This is a genomic window from Amycolatopsis sp. NPDC024027 (genome assembly GCF_040638975.1).
In the GTDB taxonomy this organism is placed as follows: domain Bacteria; phylum Actinomycetota; class Actinomycetes; order Mycobacteriales; family Pseudonocardiaceae; genus Amycolatopsis.
This window is the reverse complement of the sequence record NZ_JBEZYY010000026.1, coordinates 73130-94617: the sequence shown is the minus strand read 5'-3', so window position 1 is coordinate 94617 and position 21488 is coordinate 73130. Positions and strand designations below refer to the sequence as shown.

The window sequence follows — 21488 nt, the reverse complement described above, 5'->3', positions numbered from 1 at the left end:
CTGTGGCCGTGCATCGAGGCGAGATGGCCGCCGGGCCGATCGCCGGACTCGGGCTTTCGCTGTTCGCCAAAGCGGCGCTCGCGGCACGGTCCGTCGACGCCACGGTCCGGCCAAGCTGCGTGGCGGGACGCAAAAGTGATCGAATCCGACGGGAGCGATGCCGCTCCCGTCCTGACCGGAGGAGTACTGGCATGACCGGCCGCTGGATCGAGGTCGCCGACGGCGTCCACGCCCGCCGCTACGAGGAGCTGGACCTGACCGTGGGGCTGGTCGTCGGCACCGAGCGATGCCTGGTCGTCGACACCCGCGGTGACCTCGAGCAGGGCGCCGAGCTCGCCGCCGCGGTCCGGGAACGCACGCCGCTGCCGTGGGCCGTGGTCTACACGCACGCGCACTTCGACCACGCCTGGGGCACCGAGGCGTTCCTGCCCTGCGAGATCTGGGCGCACGAGCGCTGCGCGGCCGAGGTGAGCGCGGATCCCGACGCCCGCCGCGCCACCTGGGAGGCCCATTACCGCAAGGAGGGCAAACCGGAGATCGCCGACGCGATTTCCCGCACCACCATCGCGGTGCCGGACCACACGTTCACCGGCCGCGTCGAGCTGGACCTCGGCGGCCGCACGGCGGTCCTGCTGCACCCCGGCCGCGCACACACCGACCACGACGTGGTGGTCCACGTCCCGGACGCGGCGGTCGTCTTCGCCGGCGACGTCGTCGAGCACGCCGAAGCGGGGTTCAGCGAGTACTCGTTCAGCTCCGAAACCGACCTGACCGCCTGGCCGGACGCGTTCGACGCCATCCTCGCGCTCGAACCCCGCGTCGTCGTGCCCGGCCACGGCGACCCGGTGGACGCGGAGTTCGTGCGCTACCACCGGGACGGCCTGCACGAGCTGATCACGCTCAAGGCCGGCGTGGGCCGCGGCGAGACGACCGAGGTCGCCGCCGTGGCCGCGTCCCGCTACCCCGGCGACGTCACCCTGGCCGCGCTGGCCACCCCCTAGTCGAAGTTCAGTTCGCCCGAGCGGGTGCGCTTGAGCTCGTAGAAGTCCGGGTAGCTCGACAGCGCCACCGCGCCGTCGAACACCTTCAGCGCGTCTTCGCCGCGCGGGATCGAGGTCAGCACCGGGCCGAAGAACGCCACGCCGTCGATGTGGATCGTCGGCGTGCCGACGTCCATGCCGACCGGGTCCATGCCCTCGTGGTGGCTCTTCTTCAGCGCCTCGTCGTACTCGGCCGAGTGCGCCGCGTCGGCCAGCTCGGCGGGCGCGCCGATGGCGGCCAGCGCCTCCTTGATGACCGCTTCCTGGTCCTTGTTGCCCTGGTTGTGGAAGCGGGTGCCGAACTCGGTGTAGTACTCGCGCAGCATCTCCTCGCCCTTGAGCTGCGACAACGCCACCGCCACGCGCACCGGGCCCCAGCCCTTGGCCAGCAGTTCCTTGTACTGCTCGGGCAGCTCGTCCCGGCCCTCGTTGAGCACCGACAGGCTCATGATCCGGAAGCGGAGGTCCAGGTTGCGGTGCTTCTCCACCTCCAGGATCCAGCGGGAGGTGATCCACGCGAACGGGCAGATCGGGTCGAAGTAGAAATCGACCTTCGTGGGCTGCTCGGCAGCGGTCATCTGGGTACTCCTGAGTCACGTCTCGGTGTGGGCGGACCCCCACACGACGGGCCAACACCGGGAAACGCGGGGTTGTTCCCTTATCGCCCGCCACCCCGTCCCCATGATTGGATGCGGGGAGTTGAAAACCGATACCAACGACCAGAGGTGCCTGTGCCCGCCCCCAACCTGACCCGCGACCAAGCCAAGCTGCGCGCGGATCTGCTCGACGTCACCGGTTACGACATCGAGCTCGATCTGACCGACGGCCACGGCGGACCCGGGGAGAAGACCTTCGCGTCGAAGACGACCGTCCGGTTCTCGAGCGACCGGGCCGGCGAATCGACGTGGGTCGACATCGTCGCCGACCGCGTGCACTCGGCCACCCTGAACGGCGCGGACGTCGACGTCAGCGCGTATGTCGAGGACAAGGGCATCGCGCTGGCCGGGCTGGCCGCGTCCAACGAGCTCACGGTGACCGCCGACTGCCGGTACATGAACACCGGCGAAGGCCTGCACCGGTTCGTCGACCCGGTCGACGACGGCGTCTACCTGTACACGCAGTTCGAGACGGCGGACGCCAAGCGCATGTTCGCCTGCTTCGACCAGCCGGACCTGAAGTCGGTCTACCGGCTCACGGTGATCGCGCCGAAGGACTGGAAGGTCGTCTCCAACGCCATCGTGGAGTCCGCCGAGGAGACGCCGGAAGGCGCCGTCCGCACGGTGTTCAAGGAGTCCGAGCGGATCTCCACCTACCTCGTCGCGCTGGTCGCCGGCCCGTACGCCGAATGGCGTGACGAGTACACCGACGACCACAAGACCATCCCGCTCGGCATCTACTGCCGCGCGTCGCTGGCCGAGCACATGGACGCCGACCGGCTGTTCACCGAGACCAAGCAGGGTTTCGGCTTCTACCACGAGAAGTTCGGCACGCCGTACCCGTTCTCCAAGTACGACCAGCTGTTCGTGCCGGAGTTCAACGCGGGCGCGATGGAGAACGCCGGCGCGGTGACGTTCTTGGAGGACTACGTCTTCCGCAGCCGCGTCACCCGTTACGCCTACGAGCGGCGCGCCGAGACGCTGCTGCACGAGATGGCGCACATGTGGTTCGGCGACCTGGTCACCATGCGCTGGTGGGACGACCTGTGGCTGAACGAGTCGTTCGCGACCTTCGCGAGCGTCCTCGCCCAGGCCGAGGCGACCGAGTACAAGAACGCGTGGACCAGCTTCGCGAACATCGAGAAGTCGTGGGCCTACCGGCAGGACCAGCTGCCTTCGACGCACCCGATCGCGGCCGACATCGTCGACCTGCACGCGGTCGAGGTCAACTTCGACGGCATCACCTACGCCAAGGGTGCGAGCGTGCTCAAGCAGCTCGTCGCCTACGTCGGCCTGGACCACTTCCTCGACGGCCTGAAGGTCTACTTCGGCAAGCACGCCTGGGGCAACGCCACGCTGGCCGACCTGCTGGGCGCGCTGGAGGAGGCGTCCGGGCGCGACCTGTCGTGGTGGAGCGCGCAGTGGCTGGAGACGACCGGGCTGAACTCGCTGAGCCCCCGCTACGAGGTCGGCGCGGACGGCAAGTTCACGTCGTTCGCCGTCGTGCAGTCGGGCGCGAAGCCGGGCGCCGGTGAGCTGCGCACGCACCGCGTCGCCGTCGGGATCTACGACGAGGACGGCTCGGGCAAGATCGTCCGGACCCAGCGGGTGGAGCTGGACGTCGACGGCGAGCGCACCGAGGTGCCGGACCTGGTCGGCCTGCCCGCGGGCAAACTGGTCTTGGTCAACGACGACGACCTGACGTACTGCACGATGCGCCTCGACCCGGCGTCGCTGACCACGCTGATCGACCGCGTCGCCGACATCACCGAGCCGCTGCCGCGCACGCTGTGCTGGTCGGCGGCGTGGGAGATGACCCGCGAAGCCGAGCTGAAGGCCCGCGACTTCGTCACCTTGGTGCAGCGCGGCATCCACACGGAGACCGAAGTAGGCGTGGTCCAGCGGCTGCTGCTGCAGGCCCAGACGGCGCTGAACTCGTACGCGGAGCAGGAATGGGCGGCCTCGACGGGCTGGCCGGCCTTCACCGCGCGGCTGCTGGAGCTGGTCCGGGCCGCCGAGCCGGGTTCGGACCACCAGCTGGCGTTCGTCAACTCGCTGGCCGGGTCGGTGCTGGACGCCGCCACGCTGGACGTGCTGGCGGGCTGGCTGGACGAGTCGGCCCCGCTGCCGGGTCTCACGGTGGACACGGACCTGCGCTGGCGTCTGTTGCACGCGCTGGTGGCCCACGGAAAGGCGGCCGCGCCGGAGATCGACGCGGAGCTGTCCCGCGACAACACGGCAACGGGCCGCCGCCAGGCGGAGCGCGCCCGCGCGCTGCGCCCGACAACGGAGGCCAAGGCCGACGCGTGGCAGCGAGCGGTGTACGACGACGAGCTGCCGAACGCGGTGAGCGACTCGTTGATCTCGGGCTTCTCCCACCCGGGCCAGAAGGCCCTGCTGGGGTCGTACGTGCCGCGCTATTTCGAGGTGATCGACGAGGTGTGGCAGCGGCGCTCGAGCGAGCGGGCGCAGCCGATCGCCATCGGGCTGTACCCGTCCTGGGCGGTCGCCCCGGAGACGGTGACGGCCTCGGACGAGTGGCTGGCGGGCGAGCACCCGCAGGCCCTGCGGCGGCTGGTCTCGGAGGGCCGGGCGGGCATCGTGCGCGCCCTGGCCGCGCGAGACTTCGACGCGCAGGCCTGAGTCCGGTTCCGGCCGGCGGGTCGTGCTTCGGCACGGCCCGCCGTTCGGCGTGGCTGCGCCGGAAACGTCCGTCCGGCACAGCCCACCCCGGCACTGCCGCCCTCCGGCCACACCCCCTGCCGACCCGATACGCAGCCGCTGAACAATCCGGCGTTCGGGCCGGCGGGAAACCCCGGCAGACCTGGCACAACCAACGAAGCACGACCAACAAAAGAGCCCCGCACCTCACTCCGAGGCACGGGGCTCTGTCACAAGATCAACGAGGCGCGGGACCAGCCTGGTCCGAAAGCATCCGCAGCGCGTTCACCAGGCCGTTGACCAGTCCGCGGACCAGGTCGCCCTCCTTGAACGACGCCACCATGCTCGCCACCGCCAGCTTGGCACCCCGGTCCGGAAGCCGCAGGTACGCGGCCCTCCCCGTGACGATCTCGATCTTCCGCTCCCCCGGGGAGACCGCGATCAGCACCGAGTTCGACGGGTCCGTCGTCGTCGCGTGCAGCTTCTCCGCCGCCGCGCGGCTGTCCTCGCCCAGCTCACCCAGGTACAGGCTGAAGTCCAGGCCGGTCTCGCGGCTCGCGAACGTCAGGGCCTCGTCGAGGCGGGCCAGCTGGCGGGTGTTGAACGGCCCGGACGGCGCCTCCGGCTCGTACATCTTGGCCGCGGACACCCGCCCGGTGGCCATCAGGGCCTCTCCGTAGCCCAGCTCGGACTCGTCGACGCGCTTCGTCAGCTCACCAGTTGCCACGAGCGCCTCCTGCCGCGGTCGGGGCGCCCTCGGGCGCGCTGTTCTCGATACCGGCGTGCCGGTGTCCCGCCCCGTCGGGGTTGGCGCTCCACCACATGGCCGGGTACTCCCAGGCCTGGCCGCTCCGGTGCCGCGAGGCACCGCCGGACCTGCGCCGGAGCGTCAGCAGCCCGGCGAGGCCGTAGATGGCCAGCGGGATCACGGCGAAGACCACGATCGTCTCGACGATGTTCACGGCGCTGAGCGTATCGGATGACCTCCGCGCTCACCGCGCGCGGCGCACTCGACCGTTCGTCGTAAGCCGACTGCCGTCCGCCGCTTGGCTCGCGGCCACTGGAACGTTGGGGCGAAGACCGTCGGGCCGAAAGGTTGCAACTCAACGTACAGGCGGCCGCACCCGCCGCTGTCGTCTTGTCCGGACCTTGAAATCCTCGTAGCTTTTTCACCTGTACGGGCCTTGCGCCCCGCTCTCCAGCCCCAGCAGGTAACGCACCGGTCCCAGGAGGCCCTGCCATGAACAGCGTCCACACGCCCGCACAGGCGATCACCGAGACCACCCCGTCACAGAGCGAAATCGAATTCGTGCCCGGCACACGGGTGACGGCGGGCACAAGGGTTACCCGGGGTACACGCGTCACTCGCGGTACACGGGTGACGGCCGGAACCCGCGTCACCATGGGCACCCGGGTGACGGCGGGCACGCGAGTCACCCGAGGGACCCGGGTCACGCGCGGCACTCGTGTCACGATGGGCACGCGTGTGACGGCCGGCACGCGCGTCACCTGCGGCACGCGCGTCACGCGAGGCACCAGGGTCACTCGCGGCACGCGCGTCACCATGGGCACCCGCGTCACCTGCCAGAGCGACTTCGCCCTCGCTGCCTGACAGACCTCCAGGGCCACGCGCTACCTGAGCACTTCGCGCAAGCACCCGGCTCGCCCCGGCCGCCGCAAGGCAGCCGGGGCGCCGGCTTGTCCGGGCCCGTGCCGTCCGGGCTCCGCTCGCCTGGAGGAACTAAGCGGCGGAGCCGAGATACGGCCGCCAGAGCGGGTCGGCCTCCTTGGAGTGCGCGAGCAGCCGCCAGTGCGGGCCGTGGGGCGCCCGCGGGACGATGCGCAGCCGCCAGCCGATCTCCGAGAGCAGCCGGTCCGCTTTGCGGTGGTTGCACTTGGCGCAGCAGGCGACGCAGTTGGTCCAGCTGTGGGGGCCGCCCCGGCTGCGCGGGATGACGTGGTCGATCGTCTCGGCCCGCCCGCCGCAGTAGGCGCAGCGGTACCGGTCGCGGTGCATGAGCCCGGCTCGCGTCAGCGGTACCTGCGCGCGATACGGCACGCGCACGTACGTGCTGAGGCGGATCACCGAGGGCACCGGCAGCGAAACCTTCGCCGAATGCAGCTCGATCCCGCCGGGGTCACCGTGGACCACTTCGGCCTTGCCGCACATCACGAGCACGACCGCGCGCCGCAGCGGCAACGCGGTCAGCGGCTCGAAAGTGGCGTTGAGCAGGAGCACCCGGCGTCGGCCCCAGCTCGGGGCGGCCGGATCCCGGCCTCTACTACGCTGTCCGGGCGGGCGGGTCACTCCCCCTGGGCGGGTCCCCGGCCCGGCCGGGACGGCTCCGCCGGATGCGGAACCCCCCGGATAGGCACGCAGAACCACCTCTGGCGTCTCGTCGGCCGTGGCTTGGCCGGAGACGCCGCGGGGGCTGGGTTGTCGGTCTGGCACTCGACCACCTCCAGGGGCGTAGGCATAGTCGACCACAGAACAGGCCCCCAGCGCACGTGTGTTACAAGACGTGTCACATCCCCGCGACCCAACATCCACTCGGCGTTGGGGCGGCCGACCCGATCGGAAGGATGAACGAACCGCCGTGCTCTCCCTGCTTCCCTCCGCCGACCCGCCTTGCGTGAAGGACCCCAGCACGTTCTGCTACACGGTGTATGACGTCACGAACAACCTGTGGCTGGCGGGCTCGGCGAACTGGCTGATCACCAAGCCGGTCAAGATCCTGATGATCATCGTGATCGCATTCCTGGTGCGCCTGATCCTGAGAAGGCTGATCAACCGCGTCACGACCCTGCCGAAGACGGGCGGCAAGCTCCCGTCGTTGCTGCGTCCCCTGCGTGAGCGCGCCCCGGAGGTGCTCGGCTCGGCCGTCATCGAACGGCGCCGCCAGCGCGCGATGACCATCGGCTCGGTGCTGAAGTCGATGGCGACGTTCCTGGTCTACGGCCTGGCGTTCATCCTCGTGCTGGGCGAACTCGGCATCAACCTGGGCCCGATCATCGCCTCGGCGGGCATCATCGGCGTCGCGATCGGGTTCGGCGCGCAGAACCTGGTCAAGGACTTCCTGTCCGGGATCTTCATGATGGTCGAGGACCAGTACGGCGTCGGCGACGTCGTGGACGTCGGCGAGGCGTCCGGCACGGTCGAGTCCGTCGGCCTCCGGATCACGACGCTGCGTGACGTCAAGGGCACGGTCTGGTACGTCCGCAACGGCGAGGTGCTGCGCGTCGGCAACTCGAGCCAGGGTTTCGCGGTGGCGCTCGTCGACGTCCCCCTCGGCTACACCGCCGACGTCGAGCGCGCGGCGGCCGTGCTCGCAGCCGCGGCCTCCACCGCCACCGAGAGCGACGCGCTGAAGGACAACATCCTCGAGCCGCCGGAGATGCTGGGTGTGGAAAGCGTCACACCGGAAGGCCTCCAGCTGCGCCTGACGGTGAAGGTGCGCCCCGGCAAGCAGTGGGCGGTGCAGCGGGCCTTGCGCGGCCAGCTGCTGGCGGCCCTGGAGGAGGCCGGCTTCGACCCGCCCCTCGGCCGGTTGTTCCCGCCGGCGGCCCCGGCGGGCGGGAAGTAGCGGCCGCGAGCGCCGTTACGCTGGGGAGCGGGTTCGCGACGAACCGGTGTTGAGCGGACCGGGCGTCGGGAACCCGCACCCCAAGGGCAAAATGGAAGGCGTGTCTGCAGTGAGCGAACCGGCGAACCTCTACGAAGCGGTCGGCGGCGAACCGACCTTCCGCCGGATCGTCGGGCGGTTCTACGAGGAGGTCGCGCGCGACGAGATCCTCCGCCCCCTCTACCCCGAAGAAGACCTCGGTCCCGCCGAGGAGCGGTTCCGGCTGTTCCTCATGCAGTACTGGGGCGGCCCGCACACCTACTCCGACCAGCGCGGGCACCCGCGGCTGCGGATGCGGCACGCGCCGTTCAAGATCGGGCCGCTGGAGCGGGACGCCTGGCTGCGCTGCATCCGGATCGCCGTCGACGAGGAGAACCTGGAAGAGCCGTACCGCGGCCAGCTCTGGGCCTACCTGGAGATGGCCGCGCACAGCATGATGAACAGCTTCGTATGAGAGAAGAAGCCTGGTGGCGTGACGCCGTCTTCTACCAGGTCTACGTACGCTCGTTCGCCGATTCGGACGGTGACGGCGTCGGAGACCTGGAAGGCATCCACTCCAGGCTCGGTTACCTGGAGCTGCTGGGCGTCGACGCGCTGTGGCTGACGCCGTTCTACCGCTCCCCCATGGCCGATCACGGCTACGACATCGCCGACCCGCGGGACGTCGACCCGATGTTCGGCACCCTCGGCGACTTCGACGTCCTGCTGACCGAGGCGCACAAGCGCAACATCAAGGTCACCGTCGACGTCGTCCCGAACCACACCAGCAACCAGCACGCCTGGTTCAAGTCGGCGATGGCCGCCGCGCCGGGCAGCCCGGAGCGCGACCGCTACATCTTCCGCGACGGTGTCGGCCCGAAGGGCGAGGACCCGCCGAACAACTGGGTCAGCGCGTTCGGCGGTCCGGCCTGGACCCGGGTGCCGGACGGGCAGTGGTACCTGCACCTGTTCGCGCCGCAGCAGCCGGACCTGAACTGGGCCAACCCGGAGGTCGCCGCCGACCTCGAACGCACCCTGCGGTTCTGGCTCGAACGCGGCGTCGACGGCTTCCGCATCGACGTCGCGCACGGCATGGCCAAACCGCCCGGCCTGCCGGACATGGACCCGCGCGCCGCCGGGCAGGGGCCGAGCCACTACTACGACCCGCGCTGGGACCACGACGGCGTCCACGAGATCCACCAGATGATCCGCAAGGTGCTCGACGAGTTCCCGGACGCGATGGCGGTCGGCGAGATCTGGGTGACCGGCGAGGAACGCCTGTCGCGCTACCTGCGGCCCGGCGAGCTGCACCTGGCGTTCAACTTCCGGCTGGTGCTGACCCACTTCGACGCCGACGCCATGCGCACGGCCATCGAGCGCTCCCTGACGGTCCCGGCCCGCACGGGCGCCCCGGCGACCTGGACGCTGGGCAACCACGACGTCTGGCGGCAGGTCAGCCGCTACGGCGGCGGTGCGGTGGGCGTGCGGCGAGCGCGGGCCATGGCGCTGGTGGAGCTGGCGCTGCCGGGCACGGTGTACCTGTACAACGGCGAAGAGCTGGGGCTGGCGAACGTCGAGCTGTCCCTTTCGGAAATGGCCGACCCGCGCGCGAAGACCAGCGGGGCCGAGTTCGGGCGGGACGTTTCGCGGGTGCCCCTGCCGTGGGAGGGCGACCTGCCGCCGTTCGGGTTCTCGCGCAACCCGCGCACCTGGCTGCCGATGCCCTCGGAGTGGGCCGGGCTGACGGTCGAGAAGCAGATCGAGGATGCGGACTCGACGCTCTCGCTGTACCGGGCCGCGATCGAGCTGCGGAAGACGCATTCGGCGTTCAGCGGCGACGAGCTGGAGTGGTACGGCGCGCCGGCCGGGTGTTTCGCCTTCCGGCGGCGCGGGGGTGGGCTGGTGTGCGCGCTGAACACCTCGGCGTCGCCCATCGCGTTGCCGCCGGGTGAGGTGCTGCTGTCGAGCAGCCCGCTGGTGGACGGGAAACTGCCCGCGGACTCGGCCGTCTGGCTCGTCTAGCCCTGGTCGCCCGGACCGGAACCGTCGTCGAAGGCGCCGCTTGCCAGCCAGGCCACCAGCGCCGCGGCCTGGAGGTAGGGCGCCGCCTGGGCAGCCGCCCGGCCCGCCGCACGCGTGCGGCCCCACCTCTCAGGTCTTTCGGCGCGCTCCGGCGCCTGCTCGGCCGCCGGACGGTCGCGCCGCCACGGCGTTTCCTCGTCGGTGCGCACCGACTCCAGGAAGTCCGCGGTCGGGTCTTCGTCCGCGCTCATCCCTCCAGCGTGCCACCGCCCGACGAGGAGCGGTGGCCGCCGTAAGGACTTCGTCAGAACGAGTCAGAACACCAGCGGCAGCAACGCGTGCCGGCGCCGGACGATCGCGCCGTACCGGGCGTCCAGGCGCAGCCACGAGTCCGTCGCCGTCACGCGGACGACGTCACCCTCGACGTCCGAATCCACGAAACCCATGCCGGACATCGCGAACAGGCAGCGCATCTGCACCTTGACCTCGACCGAACCGCCGCTCACGGTCAGGACCGCCTGGTCCATCAGCGACGCCGGCGGGGTGCCGTGCGGGCCGGCGTTGTCCCTGGCCAGGGTCACTCCGCGGTCCGCCAGCTCGGACACCACCCGCGCCGGGAGCTCGTCGATCAGCGGCCAGCGGCCCGACGGGGGCAGCTCGCCGTGCCACAGCAGGTCGCGGGCCGGGCCCGGGTCCATCCGGGGGCCGCCCGCCACGGTCAGTGCCGCGAGCAGCTCGTTGCCGGACACCGTGACGTCGCCGGGGGTGACGTCGCCGGCCACCGCGCGGGTGGCCAGGCACTCGAACGGCGTCGCCGTCCAGGCCTCGACCACGCCGTCGCCGCGCTGCCGCAGCCGGACGGCCGTCTGGCCGTCCAGCCGGACCGCACGGGCGACGAACGCCCCGAGGGTCTCCCGGTCGGCCGCGTCCGGCACGAACAACTCAGGCATCCGCGAACCCCTGCTTCAGAAACTCCGACTCGGCCGGGGTGAGCCTACGCGGCCGCAACTCGACCGTGTCGTACGGCGCCAGCAGCGTCTCGGCCGTGACCGCCACCGGGTCGTCCTCTCCGGGCCCGGTGTGGACGCGGTAGGCCAGCGTGAAGCTCGCCGCGCGCAGCTCGGTCAGGTCGATGTCGACGCGCAGCTGCTGTCCGGACACCACGACCGGCGCCTTGTAGGCCACCTCCAGGCGGACCACGACGATGCCCTTCGGCAGCTGCTCGAGCCCGGCCTCGACGGCGCCCTCGAACAGCAGCGGGATCCGCGCCTCTTCGAGCAGCGTCACCATCTTCGCGTGGTTGATGTGGCCGTAGACGTCCATGTCCGTCCAGCGCGGGCGGATCAGCGAAACGTAGGTCACCGTACCGTGCTCCGGATCTGGCGGGCCGCCACCGAAAGCGTCGCCAGGTCGAGCCGGCCGGACTTGGTGATCTCGTCGAGCGCGACGCGCGCCCGCTGCAGCCGGGACGCGTTCGTCTTCTCCCACTGGGCGATCTTGGCGTCCCCTGACGAGCCGGGATCGCTGTGCCGCAACGCGTCCAGCGTGATCGCGCGCAGCGAGCTGTAGACGTCGTCGCGCAGGGAAAGCCGGGCGAGCGCGTGCCAGCGGTTGCCGCGTTCGAGCTTGCTGATCTCGGTGAGCATCTGGTCGATGTCCAGGTGCGCCGAGAGCGCGTAGTACAGCTCCGCCGTCTCGGCCGGGCTGTGCGTGGCGTCCACGCCGATCTGCTGCTCGGCGAGCTCGGCCACCTCGGTGACGTCGAGCAGGCCGTAGGTGTGCAGCAGCAGCGAAACCCGGCGGGCCAGCCCTTCCGGCACGTTCGCGGTGATCAGCTCGTTCACGTGCTTGTCCACCGACTCGGCCTCGCGGCCGCGCAGCAGGTCGCCGAGCTTCGGCACGAGCTTGCCCAGTACCCGGCTGAAGCGCTTGATCTCCGAGAGCGGGGCCAGCGGCTGCGGCCGGTTGGTGAGGAACCAGCGCGCGGCCCGGTCGAGCAGCCGCCGCGTCTCCAGCACCATCGCGTCGGCGACGTCGGTGTGCACGACGTTGTCGAGCGCGTCGATCTCCTTCCACAGCGCGGGCAGGTCGAACACCTGCGTCACCACGGCGTACGCGCGCACCGCGTCCGTCGCCGTCGCGTTCATCTCCTCCATCAGCCGGTAGACGAACGAGATGCCGCCGCCGTCGACCACTTCGTTGGCGATCAGCGTGGTGATGATCTGCCGGCGCAGCGGGTGTTCGCCGATCGCGGAGCCGAACCGCTCGCGCAGCGGCTTCGGGAAGTACTCGGGCAGCCGGGCCGCGAACACCTTCGAGTCGGGCAGGTCGCTGGCCAGCAGCTCGTCCTTCAGCTCCAGCTTGACGTGCGCGAGCAGGGTCGCCAGCTCCGGCGAGGTCAGGCCCTTGCCCGCCTTCTCCAGCTCGCGGAACTCCGAGTTGCTCGGCAGCGCTTCGAGCTTGCGGTCGAAGGCGCCCGCGGACACCAGCGCCTGCACCTGGCGCGCGTGCACCGACAGCATCGGCGCGGCGTGCGCCCGGCTGACGCCGAGGACGGCGTTCTGCCGGTAGTTGTCCTCGAGGACCAGCGCGCCGACCTCGTCGGTCATCTCCTCCAGCAGCTCGTTGCGCTGTTCGCGCTCGAGCTTGCCGGTCTGGACGAGGTGGTCGAGCAGGATCTTGATGTTGACCTCGTGGTCGGAGCAGTCGACGCCGGCCGAGTTGTCCAGCGCGTCGGTGTTGATCTTGCCGCCTTCGCCGCCCGGCCCGCCGCGGCGGGCGAACTCGATCCGGCCCAGCTGCGTGAGGCCCAGGTTGCCGCCTTCGCCGAACACCTTGACGCGCAGCTGGTGGCCGTCGACGCGGATGGCGTCGTTGGCCTTGTCACCAGCTGCCTGGTGGCTTTCGCTCTCCGCCTTGACGTAGGTGCCGATGCCGCCGTTCCACAGCAGCTCGACCGGGGCCAGCAGGATCGCCTGGATCAGGTCCATCGGTGCCAGCGCGGTGACGCCCTCCTCGAGGCCCAGCGCCGTGCGGACCTGCGGGCTGATCGGGATCGACTTCGCCGTGCGCGGGTAGATCCCGCCGCCTTCGCTGATCAGCGAGCGGTCGTAGTCGTCCCAGGAGCTGCGCGGCAGGTCGAACAGCCGCCGTCGTTCGGCGTACGAGGTCGCCGCGTCGGGGTTGGGGTCGAGGAAGACGTGCATGTGGTTGAAGGCCGCGACCAAGCGGATGTGCTCGGAGAGCAGCATGCCGTTGCCGAAGACGTCGCCCATCATGTCGCCGATGCCGACCACGGTGAAGTCCTCGGTCTGGGTGTCCTTGCCCAGCTCGCGGAAGTGCCGCTTGACGCTCTCCCACGCGCCCTTCGCCGTGATGCCCATGGCCTTGTGGTCGTAACCGACCGAGCCGCCGGAGGCGAACGCGTCGCCCAGCCAGAAGCCGTACTGGGCGGAGACCTCGTTCGCGATGTCGGAGAACTTCGCGGTGCCCTTGTCGGCGGCGACGACCAGGTAGGAGTCGTCGGCGTCGTGCCGGACGACCCCGGGGGCGGGCACGGTCTTGCCCTCGATGCGGTTGTCGGTCAGGTCGAGCAGGCCGGAGATGAACATGCGGTAGCAGGCGATGCCCTCGGTGAGCTGGGCGTCGCGGTCGATGCTCGCGTCCCCGGTCGCGGCCGGCGGGCGCTTGACGACGAAGCCGCCCTTCGCGCCCACCGGCACGATCACCGCGTTCTTCACCGCCTGCGCCTTGACCAGGCCGAGGATTTCGGTGCGGAAGTCCTCGCGCCGGTCCGACCAGCGCAGGCCACCGCGCGCGACCTCGCCGAAGCGCAGGTGCACGCCTTCGACGCGCGGCGAGTACACGAAGATCTCGAACTTCGGCCGCGGTTCGGGCAGGTCGGGCACGCCGGCCGGGTCGAGCTTGATGGCCAGGAACGGCCGCGGCCTCCCGTCGGTGCCCATGACGTGGTAGTTCGTCCGCAGCGTGGCCCGGATGACGGCCATCAGGCGGCGCAGGATCCGGTCCTCGTCGAGGCTGGTGACCTCGTCGATCATCGCGTTCAGCTCGGCGGCCAGCGCTTCGGTCGTGGCTTCGCGGTCGGCGTCGGACAGCGTGGGCGCGAACCGGGCCTCGAACAGCCGCAGGAGCTTGGTCGCGACCGGGGTGTGGTTCAGCAGTGTGTTCTGGATGTAGTCCTGGGAGAACGCGCTGCCGGCCTGGCGCAGGTACCGCGAGTACGCGCGCAGCACGGCGGCCTGGCGCCAGGTGAGCCCGGCGCGCAGGACGAGGCCGTTGAGGCCGTCGACCTCGGCGTCGCCCCGCCAGGCGGCCTCGAAGGCGTCCTGGAAGCGGCCGCGCAGCTCGGCGACGGCGTCGCCGTCGGACTCGTCGAGCATCTTCTGGTCGACGTGCAGGCCGAAGTCGTAGATCCAGCACGCACCGCCGTCCTCGCGGTGCAGCTCGTACGGCCGCTCGTCGACCACCTCGACGCCCATCGCCTGCAGCACCGGGAGCACCTTCGAGAGCGTGACGCCTTCGCCGCGCAGGTAGAGCTTGAAGCGGCGCTCGCCCGGCCCGGCGTCGGCGGGCTGGTAGAACGACAGCGCGAGGTCGCCTTCGTCGGTGAGCGAGTCGAGCGAGCGGAGGTCGGCCAGCGCCTCTTCGGCGGTGAAGTCCTCCTTGTAGCCCTCGGGGAAGACGCTCGCGAAGCGCTGGCCCTGCTCGGTGGCCGATTCCTCGCCGACGATCCCGACCGCGACGCCGCCGTCGGCCCGCTCACGGCGTTCGTCGAGGACCGCCTCGACCATCCGGTCGTCCCAGGTGCGGACGGCGTCGTTCAGCCGGTCCTGGATGTTGAGCGTGTCCGGCTCGAGCCGGCGGGCCGGGTCGGTGTGCACGACGAAGTGGACCTGCGCCAGGACCGTCTCACCGATCCGCGCGCTGTACTCGAGCTGGGTGCCTTCGAGCTCTTCGAGCAGGACTTCCTGCATCGCCAGCCGCGAGCGCGTCGTGTAGCGGTCGCGCGGGAGGTAGACGAGGCAGGAGTAGAAGCGGCCGTACGGGTCGCGGCGCAGGAACAGCCGCAGCCGGCGGCGGTCGGAAAGCGTGATCGCGCCAGTGGTCGTCGAGTACAGCGAGTCGGTGTCGGCGGAGAACAGGTCCGCGCGCGGCCAGTTCTGCAGGATCTCCAGCATCCGCTGGCCGGAGAACGACTCGATCGGGAAGCCGGCGCGGTGGATGACCTCGCGGACCCGCTTGCACACCACGGGGATGTCGAGGACGTTCTCGTGCAGCGCGGTGGTGGTGAACATGCCGAGGAAGCGGTGCTCGCCGGTGACGGTGCCCTCGGCGTCGAAGGTCTTCACGCCGACGTAGTACGGGTAGACCGGCCGGTGCACGGTCGAGGGCGCGCTGGCCTGGGTCAGCACCAGCAGCGTGGGTGCGAGGGCGGTGGCGGCGGTGTCCGGGCCGGCGGTCAGGCCGCGGGCGGCGAGGCTGTCCTGGCGCAGCACGCCCAGGCCCGACGCGAGGACGGCACGCAGAGCGGGTTCGTCGGTGTCGGGGTGCGGGTTGTCGATCAGTTCGTAGCGGCGGTAGCCGAGGAAGGTGAAGTGGCCGTCGGCCAGCCAGCGCAGCAGGCGGGCGCCCTCGGCGATCTCGTCCTGGGGCAGCTGCGGCGGGGCCGTCTCCAGTTCGCTCGCCAGCTGGCACGCGGTCTGGGCCATCTTCTCGGCGTCCTCGACGACCTCGCGGACGTCACCCAGCACGCTGGAGAGCCGGTTGTCGAGCTCGCGGGCCCGGTTGCGATCGGTGACGAAGTCGATCTCGATGTACATCCACGACTCGGCGGCCGAGTTCGCGGGCGGCTCGGCCGGGTCCGCTTCGGGGTGGACCTCCTGCAGCTCACCGGTGAGGTCACGGGTGACCACCACGATCGGGTGAACGATCCGCTGCACCTGGACGCCGTCCCGGGCGAACTCCGCGGCGATCGAGTCGACCAGGTAGGGCATGTCGTCGGTGACGACCTGCACCACGGTGGCTTCGCGAGCCCACCCGTCTTCGGCGACGGTCGGGTTCAGCAGCCGCACGGCCGGGCGGCCGGGCATCCGGTGCTTGGCCAACTGCAGGTGCGACCGCACGGCGCCGACCAGGTTGACCGGCTCGTCGCCGACGATCTCTTCGGGCGGGATGTGCCGGTAGTAGAGCCGGATGAGCTCACCGATCTCCGGCGCCAGCCCGGCCGCGGCGTCGATCAGGTCGTCCCTGATCTGCTCCGGGCTGGCCGGGGAGCGCGAAGCGCCGAATTCGGGTTCGGCGTCGGCTCCGGTTCCGGGAAGGGACGAGACTCCGGTCGAGCTCATTTGAGGCAACTCTCCAGTTTGCGTGAGGTGGCACCGCGCCGGTTCGGCGTTGAGCCGGCCACCCCACAGTAATGCGCGCGATCCCGGATCACATGAAGACCCGGAGGTTCCCCGAGCCCCGAAAACCCTTCCGGGGCTTGGGATTCGCGGGATCGGTCAAGCTACTGACGGGTTGTCTTCGAGGCTACGGCGCGGCGCTGACCAGCCGTGCTCGGCGGACGCCACCCGGCACGGGGCCAACGTGATCGGTTCAGTTGATCGGGCCCGCTGCCGTTCGGCGAACGCTGTCGGCCGGTCGGCGACGCCGGAGTGCGACGGATCCCACTGCGTTCGCGCCGGGGCGGGTCGGCGACGGATAGGGGTGCCTCGGCGACCGGACCCCGGCCGGGATGAACTGGCCGCCGTGCGGTCCCGTGGTTCGCCGACCGCGGCAAAACTGTCGGTGCCCCTCGGTAGCGTGGCAATCGGGGGCAGCGCCCAACGGCTCAGGCCGCGGCTCCCCGAGCCAGGGCGGTCCGGCTTTGCGAGTCCTCAGCAGGTCAGTCGCGCGAGCGGTGGCCGCGGGAGTCCGGCACCTCGGCGCCGTGGCCGTTGCGACCGTGGCCGTTGCGGCGGCCCGCGTTCTGGGAGTCGAGCTGCTTGACCAGCGCCGCCGCGCTGGCCGTGCCCGCCTGGTGCTCGGCGAGGGCGCGGGCGAGCAGGTCGGCGAGGCCGGCGTCCGGCGGGGGCTCGTCCTCCGCGATCGCGCGGGCGTAGCTCTCCGGGAACGGGGCCGTCGCCGGCGTCCAGTGGCCGAAGTCCTCCATCGGTTCCAGCGACGGTGGCATCCGCAGCCGCGGCAACCACGGCTCGGCTTCGTCGCGGTAGTCCGGCACCGACGGTGGTTCGTCCTCCGGCCGCGGCGGCGGGGCGAGCTCCGGCTCCGGGCGCGCCGGTTCCTCGGCGCGCGGCCGGTCGGCGTCTTCCGCACGGCGACGGCCCCCGGCGCCGCCGGAGGCCGAGATGCCCAGGCGGTCCAGCACCGAACGCGCGGCTTCCGAGCCGTGCTCGGCGTCGTGGCGCGTCGACGGTGGCGGCTCCTGCCGGCGCCCCTCGGACCCCCACGGCTCCCGCTCGGCGGCGGGCTCGGGAGCGAGCGGCAACGCCGGGGTGACGCGCGTGGGCGCCGACTCCCGTTCGGCCGCGGTCTCCCGCAGCCGCGCTTCGGCCAGCGCGGCCCAGGAGAACTTGGTCTTGCCGAGTTCGGCGGGTGCCGCCTCGACAGCCTCCTGGGTGAACCGCACGTCAGTCGGCTCGGGCCGCGCCTCGGCCGGTTCCGATGCGAAGTCCGGCTCACGCTCAGCCGACCGGGGCTCAGCAGGCTCAGGCCGCACCTCGCCGGGCGCCGACCGCGACTCAGGCTCGCGGTCAGCCGGCTCGGATCGATACTCCGGCCCAGGCGCCGGCCGCAGCGCGGGAGACTCCGACCCGAAGTCCGGCTCCAGACCGCGCTCCGCCAACGGCGGCTCAACGGGCTCGGGCCGCCGCCTACGCCCCGCCGACTCCGGCCGGTGCTCCGACCCCAGCCCAGCTTCACGCTCCACCGACTGGCCAGGCTCCGGCCGGTACCCCGACTCCCGCCCAGCACTACGACCAGCCGACTCACCAAACTCCGGCCCGTGCGCCGACCGCTGCCCAGCTCCACGCCCCGCCGACTCGCCAGGCTCCGGCCGGTACCCCGACTCCCGCCCAGCACCACGCTCCGCCGACTCACCAAACTCCGGCCCGTGCCCCGAACCGAGCCCAGCCGACCGCGGCTCGGCAAGCTCGGGCCCCCGCGCCGACCTCGTCTCGACGGGCCCCGGCCGGAACACCGGCCGCGGCTCACCAGGCTCCGGCTGCTCCGCTCCTCGGCCCGGCCGTGACGCGACCGGCTTCGGTGCCGTCCCCGGCTCACCAGGCCGGCGCTCCGGCGCCCGCACCTCGATCGGCTCCGGGCGCACCCGGGACCCCGGCTGCGCCGCCGGCTCGTCCCGCACCGCCGGCATCAACGTCGTCTCCGCGGCATCGGCGGTCACCCGCGGCCGCCCGAACGACCACGCCGGCGTCCGCGGCTCCGGCTGGGGTTGAGGAACCGGCTGGGAAACCGGCTCGGCCGCGACGACCGGGACCGGCCGCGACGGCACGCTGCTTTCGGGGGTCCGGGTGGCGGAGCCCCCGGCTCGGGGCGAAGCCCCGGACGGCACCGCCTTCAGCACCTCGTCCAAATCCACCGAGGCCGGCTGCCCCGTGCCGAACTCGCCGGCCAGCACGCCGCACGCCTGCCGCCGGGCCCGGGCGTGCAGCTGCTCCGCCGCCCGCGAGCGGTACAGGCACGCGATGGCCTCCTCCGCCTGCCCGAACCGCTCCTGCAGCTGCGCCAGCTCCAGCCACAATCGCGCGGTGATCGCCGACAGCCCGTGCCGGTCCGTGCTCGCCACGGCTTCGCGGACCAGCTCGATCGCCGCTTCGCCGGAACCCGCGGGCAAGTGGACGCGCGTCGCGACGGCCAGCCGCAGCCAGCCCATCGGTGCGACGCCCGCCGCCCGCACCGGCTCGGCCAGCACCGGCTCCGCGATCTCGTACGCCATTTCGGCGTCGCCGCGGTCGAGCAGCGTGCTGACCAGCAGCAGCACCAGCCGGATGCGGACGAGACCGCCGTCGTCGGCCGGGTTGTCGAGCTTCTCCAGGAAGCCGAGCCCGGTCCGGGCGGCGTCGGCCGCCGCCGTCAAGTCACCGTGGCGCCGCCGGTGGGCGGCCGTGCCGACGCGCAGCAGCGCCCGCACCAGCAGCTGGGTGTCCGCACCCAGCGAGTCGTCGCCGACGACGAGCTTGTCCGCCTCCACGAGCACGCGGTCCAGCTCCGACTTGCGTCCGAGCTGGCCCAGGCAGCCCACCAGGTGGCACAACGCGGCCGCGCGGTGCACCGGCGAGACCACCGGATCGGTGAGCACCGGCCGCAACGCGGCGAGGCCGGCCAGGGGCACGCCGAGGCTGCGGGCGCAGACGGCGAGGTCGATGCGCAGGCGCGCGGCGATGTCGCCGTAGCCCGCGTGCTCGGCCGCGCGCAGGGCCGCGACCGCGCGCCCGACGGTCCCCGGGCGGTCGCCGACCCGGACGCGCGCGGACACGACCAGGCTCTCGGCCCGGATCCACTGCTCGTCGGCGCTCGCGGCCTCGGCCAGCGCGGCCGCGCGCTCGCCGAGGACCAGCGCGAGCTCGGGCGCCCGCAGGTGCAGGGCGTCCGCCCGCTCGATCAGCCGGCCGACTGCGGAGAGGGTTCCCCCGGCATTGACGGAGCGCCCGCTCTCACTGCGCGAGAACGGGCCCGTCCGGTGCTGTTTGCTGGCTTCCACGGGGAAACCCGCCCCCTCAGTCGCGCTTCAGCTTGCGATGGGTGACGCGGTGCGGCCGGGCCGCTTCGGCGCCGAGCCGCTCGACCTTGTTCTTCTCGTACCCTTCGAAGTTGCCCTCGAACCAGAACCACTGCGCGGGGTTCTCGTCGGTGCCTTCCCAGGCCAGGATGTGCGTCGCGACCCGGTCGAGGAACCACCGGTCGTGGGAGATCACGACGGCGCAGCCGGGGAACTGCTCCAGCGCGTTCTCCAGCGAGCCCAGCGTCTCGACGTCCAGGTCGTTCGTCGGCTCGTCGAGCAGGATCAGGTTCCCGCCCTGCTTGAGCGTCAGCGCCAGGTTGAGCCGGTTGCGCTCGCCACCGGAGAGCACGCCCGCCGGCTTCTGCTGGTCCGGGCCCTTGAAGCCGAACGCGCTGACGTACGCCCGCGACGGCATTTCGGTCTGCCCGACGTGGATGTAGTCCAGCTCGTCGGAGACGACCTGCCAGACGGTCTTCTTCGGGTCGATCCCGCCGCGGTTCTGGTCCACATAGGACAGTTTGACCGTCTCGCCGATCTTGACCTCGCCGCCGTCCGGCTCCTCGAGCCCGACGATGGTCTTGAACAGCGTGGTCTTGCCGACGCCGTTCGGGCCGATCACGCCGACGATGCCGTTGCGCGGCAGGTCGAACGACAGCCCGTCGATGAGGACACGCTCGTCGAAGCCCTTGCGCAGCTTCTCGACCTCGACCACGACGTTGCCCAGCCGCGGGCCCGGCGGGATCTGGATCTCTTCGAAGTCGAGCTTGCGGTGCTTGTCGGCCTCCGCCGCCATCTCCTCGTAGCGGTCGAGGCGCGAACGGGACTTCGTCTGCCGCGCCTTGGCGTTGGACCGCACCCATTCGAGCTCGGTCTTCAGGCGCTTCGCGAGCTTCTGGTCCTTCTTGCCCTGGACCTCGAGGCGCTCGCGCTTCTTCTCCAGGTACGTCGAGTAGTTGCCCTCGTAGCCGACGACGCGGCCGCGGTCGATCTCCATGATCCACTGGGCCACGTTGTCCAGGAAGTACCGGTCGTGGGTGACGGCGAGGACGGCGCCGGCGTAGCGGGAGAGGAACTGCTCCAGCCACAGGACACTTTCGGCGTCCAGGTGGTTGGTGGGCTCGTCGAGCAGCAGCAGGTCGGGCGCCGACAGCAGCAGCTTGCACAGCGCGACCCGGCGGCGCTCACCACCGGAGAGGTGGGAGACGCCTTCGTCCGGCGGCGGGCAGCGGAGCGCGTCCATCGCCTGCTCGACGGTCGAGTCGAGCTCCCAGGCGTCGGCGTGGTCCAGCTCCTCCTGGAGCTGGCCCATCTCCTCCATGAGCTCGTCGCTGTAGTCGGTCGCCATCAGCTCGGCGATCTCGTTGTACCGGTCGAGCTTGACCTTGACTTCGCCGAGGCCCTCCTCGACGTTCTGCCGGACGGTCTTCTCCTCGTTGAGCACCGGCTCCTGCATGAGGATGCCGACGGAGGCGCCGGGCTGGAGGAACGCTTCGCCGTTGCTGGCCTGCTCGATCCCCGCCATGATCTTGAGAACGGTGGACTTACCGGCACCGTTCGGCCCCACCACGCCGATCTTGGCGCCGGGGTAGAACGCGGTGCTGACGTCGTCGAGGATGACCTTGTCCCCGACGGTCTTGCGCACCTTCTTCATGGTGTAGATGAACTCGGCCATACCCACGATCGTAGAGCGCGCTTGATCGCGGCTCGACGCCGGTCACCACCGCACTACCGAAAGTCAGCCCGAGAT

16 protein-coding genes are annotated in these 21488 nt (G+C 71.2%); 6 read left to right on the top strand and 10 right to left on the bottom strand.

Features of this window, described 5'->3' with window-relative positions; genetic code table 11:
• Window positions 1-191: 191 nt before the first annotated feature.
• The gene (locus AB0F52_RS42950; RefSeq protein WP_360183759.1) at window positions 192-1001 is read left to right on the top strand and encodes an MBL fold metallo-hydrolase; all 810 of its coding nucleotides are present in this window, start codon (window positions 192-194) and stop codon (window positions 999-1001) included.
• Here the strand turns inward: AB0F52_RS42950 and AB0F52_RS42945 are convergent.
• On the bottom strand, window positions 998-1618 hold the full coding sequence (locus AB0F52_RS42945; protein WP_360183688.1) for a DsbA family protein: 621 nt from the start codon (window positions 1616-1618) through the stop codon (window positions 998-1000). The two genes, AB0F52_RS42950 and AB0F52_RS42945, sit on opposite strands and share 4 nt — an antisense overlap.
• 153 nt (window positions 1619-1771) lie before the next feature.
• On the opposite strand from AB0F52_RS42945, the gene pepN reads away from it, so the two are divergent.
• Window positions 1772-4339, top strand: coding sequence for an aminopeptidase N (pepN, locus tag AB0F52_RS42940; RefSeq protein ID WP_360183757.1), 2568 nt, complete (start codon window positions 1772-1774; stop codon window positions 4337-4339).
• 256 nt (window positions 4340-4595) lie between these two features.
• On the opposite strand, the gene AB0F52_RS42935 is transcribed toward pepN, so the two are convergent.
• Together AB0F52_RS42935 and AB0F52_RS42930 are read right to left on the bottom strand one after the other, a co-directional pair.
• Window positions 4596-5084, bottom strand: a complete 489-nt coding sequence (locus AB0F52_RS42935; RefSeq protein WP_360183686.1) for a DUF5130 family protein — start codon at window positions 5082-5084, stop codon at window positions 4596-4598.
• A complete protein-coding gene (locus AB0F52_RS42930; RefSeq protein WP_360183684.1) occupies window positions 5071-5319 on the bottom strand; it encodes a hypothetical protein in 249 nt (82 codons plus the stop codon). The genes AB0F52_RS42935 and AB0F52_RS42930 overlap by 14 nt, the downstream gene beginning before the upstream one ends.
• A 278-nt stretch (window positions 5320-5597) precedes the next feature.
• On the opposite strand from AB0F52_RS42930, the gene AB0F52_RS42925 reads away from it, so the two are divergent.
• A complete protein-coding gene (locus AB0F52_RS42925; protein WP_360183682.1) occupies window positions 5598-5969 on the top strand; it encodes a hypothetical protein in 372 nt (123 codons plus the stop codon).
• Window positions 5970-6098: 129 nt separating this feature from the next.
• Here the strand turns inward: AB0F52_RS42925 and AB0F52_RS42920 are convergent, their stop codons facing one another.
• On the bottom strand, window positions 6099-6596 hold the full coding sequence (locus tag AB0F52_RS42920) for an HNH endonuclease (protein ID WP_013228590.1): 498 nt from the start codon (window positions 6594-6596) through the stop codon (window positions 6099-6101).
• Between the two features lie 394 nt (window positions 6597-6990).
• Here AB0F52_RS42920 and AB0F52_RS42915 point away from each other — a divergent pair, with 394 nt between their 5' ends.
• From AB0F52_RS42915 to AB0F52_RS42905, 3 genes are all read left to right on the top strand, one after another.
• Window positions 6991-7941 (top strand): mechanosensitive ion channel domain-containing protein, encoded by a 951-nt coding sequence (locus tag AB0F52_RS42915; protein WP_360183680.1) that lies wholly within the window; start codon window positions 6991-6993, stop codon window positions 7939-7941.
• A 109-nt stretch (window positions 7942-8050) separates the two neighbouring features.
• Window positions 8051-8434, top strand: a complete 384-nt coding sequence (locus tag AB0F52_RS42910) for a globin (protein ID WP_103343338.1) — start codon at window positions 8051-8053, stop codon at window positions 8432-8434.
• On the top strand, window positions 8431-9981 hold the full coding sequence (locus tag AB0F52_RS42905; RefSeq protein WP_360183678.1) for a glycoside hydrolase family 13 protein: 1551 nt from the start codon (window positions 8431-8433) through the stop codon (window positions 9979-9981). The genes AB0F52_RS42910 and AB0F52_RS42905 overlap by 4 nt, the downstream gene beginning before the upstream one ends.
• On the opposite strand, the gene AB0F52_RS42900 is transcribed toward AB0F52_RS42905, so the two are convergent.
• From AB0F52_RS42900 to ettA, 6 genes are all read right to left on the bottom strand, one after another.
• Window positions 9978-10232, bottom strand: coding sequence for a hypothetical protein (locus AB0F52_RS42900; RefSeq protein WP_360183676.1), 255 nt, complete (start codon window positions 10230-10232; stop codon window positions 9978-9980). The genes AB0F52_RS42905 and AB0F52_RS42900 overlap by 4 nt on opposite strands.
• A gap of 63 nt (window positions 10233-10295) precedes the next feature.
• Entirely contained in the window at window positions 10296-10931 is a 636-nt protein-coding gene (locus tag AB0F52_RS42895) for a hypothetical protein (RefSeq protein WP_360183674.1), read from the bottom strand.
• Window positions 10924-11343, bottom strand: coding sequence for a thioesterase family protein (locus AB0F52_RS42890; protein WP_360183672.1), 420 nt, complete (start codon window positions 11341-11343; stop codon window positions 10924-10926). The genes AB0F52_RS42895 and AB0F52_RS42890 overlap by 8 nt, the downstream gene beginning before the upstream one ends.
• On the bottom strand, window positions 11340-16346 hold the full coding sequence (locus AB0F52_RS42885) for an NAD-glutamate dehydrogenase (RefSeq protein ID WP_360183670.1): 5007 nt from the start codon (window positions 16344-16346) through the stop codon (window positions 11340-11342). The genes AB0F52_RS42890 and AB0F52_RS42885 overlap by 4 nt, the downstream gene beginning before the upstream one ends.
• Before the next feature lie 539 nt (window positions 16347-16885).
• A complete protein-coding gene (locus AB0F52_RS42880) occupies window positions 16886-19720 on the bottom strand; it encodes a hypothetical protein (RefSeq protein WP_360183668.1) in 2835 nt (944 codons plus the stop codon).
• Window positions 19721-19736: 16 nt separating this feature from the next.
• Window positions 19737-21413: an energy-dependent translational throttle protein EttA gene (gene ettA / locus AB0F52_RS42875; protein WP_360183666.1), complete on the bottom strand. Its 1677-nt coding sequence runs from the start codon at window positions 21411-21413 to the stop codon at window positions 19737-19739.
• Window positions 21414-21488 lie beyond the last annotated feature (75 nt).